General features: G+C 73.5%; 3 protein-coding genes and 1 riboswitch. Of the genes, 2 read left to right on the plus strand and 1 reads right to left on the minus strand.

Translation table 11 applies throughout. The features are described 5' to 3' along the window. Positions 1-397: permease (locus EYA84_RS30890; RefSeq protein WP_201272536.1), on the minus strand; the 397-nt coding region annotated here is incomplete at its 3' end. Between the two features lie 201 nt (positions 398-598). Beyond that, positions 599-704, plus strand: a riboswitch (TPP riboswitch). A gap of 68 nt (positions 705-772) precedes the next feature. Here EYA84_RS30890 and EYA84_RS30895 point away from each other — a divergent pair. Then, the gene (locus EYA84_RS30895) at positions 773-1363 is read left to right on the plus strand and encodes an ECF transporter S component (protein ID WP_131057735.1); all 591 of its coding nucleotides are present in this window, start codon (positions 773-775) and stop codon (positions 1361-1363) included. Between the two features lie 74 nt (positions 1364-1437). Next, positions 1438-2163, plus strand: a 726-nt coding sequence (locus EYA84_RS30900; RefSeq protein WP_131057736.1) for an ABC transporter ATP-binding protein, incomplete at its 3' end; no start/stop codon positions are given.

Genomic DNA, 2163 nt, shown 5'->3' on the forward strand with positions numbered 1-2163 from the left:
GCAGAACCACACCGGCCGCGCTGGCCGCCGGCACCGCGAGCGCCGGGTGCCGGGGCAACGCCCTGGCCCAGAACGACCGGGGTACGAAGACGGCGATCACGGCGGAGAGGAGGATGCCGAAGACCAGGAACGGCACCGCCTGCACCATGATCGAGACGAACACGGTGGTCCACGTCTGGATGCGGGGATCGTCGAGCGCCCCGGCCAACGGATCACGAAAGATGATCAGCAGGACCAGCAGCGCCGCCAGGATCTCCACCGAACCGATCCGGTCGCCGAGCCAACGTCGGGGCGGCTCGCCGCCGCCCGGCCCGGCCGGACGTTCCTCGGTGGCCACGCCCGTCGGACGACCCTCCGGTTCACCGGCCGGCACGGCATGGTCCGTGTCTGTGCTCACCCTGCCGCCTCTCGGCCCTCGTGGATCGGCGGCCTGAGATTACCGTCCGGAGCCGATGACGTCGATGGATGTCACGAAACCGGGCGGGTTCCCCCGCCCGGTGGGCGCCTCCGGAACCAACGGTCGTCGGCAACCGGCATGACCTGCGTAGATCACATTGTCCGTCGATCTTCGAAGGTGTTAGCGTCGGCGGGACAACACCACCTCCGACAGGGGAGCGCACAGCGCTGAGAGTGCGGGTCCGCCCGCAGACCCTCCGTACCTGATCTGGGTAATGCCAGCGCAGGGAGTTCGGTCCACCTCCAGCCCGCCACGCCCGGCCACGCCGGACGCGGCGTGCGTCTTGCCTGGTTCGACACTGGACTGGGAGCACTCATGAGCCAACCGACCACCACCCGGTGGCGCACCGTCGACATCGTCGTGGCCGCGGTGATCGCCGTCGGCTTCGGTGTCATCTTCTGGGCCTGGGGCCTGCTCTGGCGGGCGGTCGACCCGGCCTTCGCCTTCTTCCCGGCCAGCCAGGCCGTCATGTACGGCGTCTGGCTGGTCCCGGCGGTGCTCGGCGGGCTGGTGATCCGCAAGCCGGGTGCCGCGCTGTTCTGCGAGGCGGTCGCGGCGACGGTCTCCGCGTTGCTGGGCTCCGAGTGGGGCGGTGTCACCATCGTCCAGGGCCTGATCCAGGGCCTCGGGGCGGAGATGGCCTTCGCCGCCTTCCGGTACCGCTCGTTCCGGCTGCCGACGGCGCTGCTCGCCGGCGCGATGACCGGCCTCGGCGCCGCCCTGTTCGACTTCTTCACCTGGAACGCCGCGTACGAGCTGGGCACCTACCGCATCCCGTACGCGCTGCTCACCGTGCTCAGCGCCACCGTGATCGCCGGTGCCGGCGGCTACGCGCTCACCAAGGCGCTCGCCGGCACCGGCGTCCTGGACCGCTTCCCCGCCGGTCGCGAGCGGAACCTGGTCTGACCACGCCCGGTGGAGCCGGTCCGACCGGCTCCACCGGGCCACCGGCGGGTCGGGGACGAAAGCGGGGGTGGCGGATGGGTGAGGTGCGGCTGCGCGGCTTCGGCTGGCGCCACGCCGGGCGGCACGCCTGGGCGGTGCGCGGCGTGGACCTGCGGGTACGCCGAGGCGAGCGGCTGCTGCTGCTCGGGCCCTCCGGCGCCGGCAAGAGCACCCTGCTCGCCGCGCTGGCCGGGCTGCTGCCGGAGGACTCCGGCGAGCGGGAGGGCAGCATCGAGATCGACGGCCGGCCGCCCGCCGATACCCGCGAACGGGTCGGCATCGTCTTCCAGGATCCGCAGTCCCAGCTCGTCATGGCCCGCAGCGGCGACGACGTGGCGTTCGGGCTGGAGAACCGGGGCGTACCCGCCACGCAGATCTGGCCCCGGGTGGACGAGGCGCTGCGCCGGGTCGGCTTCCCGTACCCCCGCGACCGCCCCACCGCCGCGCTCTCCGGCGGCGAACAGCAGCGGCTCGCCCTGGCCGGCGTGCTCGCGCTCCGTCCCCACCTGCTGCTGCTCGACGAACCCACCGCCAACCTCGACCCGGCCGGGGCCGACCTGGTCCGTGCCGCCGTGGGCCGCGCGGTCGACGGCGACACCACCCTGATCCTGGTCGAGCACCGGGTGGCCGACGCCCTGCCGCTGGTCGACCGGGTGGTGGTGCTCGACGCCGGTGGCGGCGTCCGCGTCGACGGCCCGCCGGAGGCCGTGTTCGCCGCCCACGGCGACGCCCTCGCCGCCGACGGCGTCTGGGTGCCCGGC

It is taken from the genome of Verrucosispora sp. SN26_14.1 (assembly GCF_004307965.1).
GTDB lineage: Bacteria > Actinomycetota > Actinomycetes > Mycobacteriales > Micromonosporaceae > Micromonospora.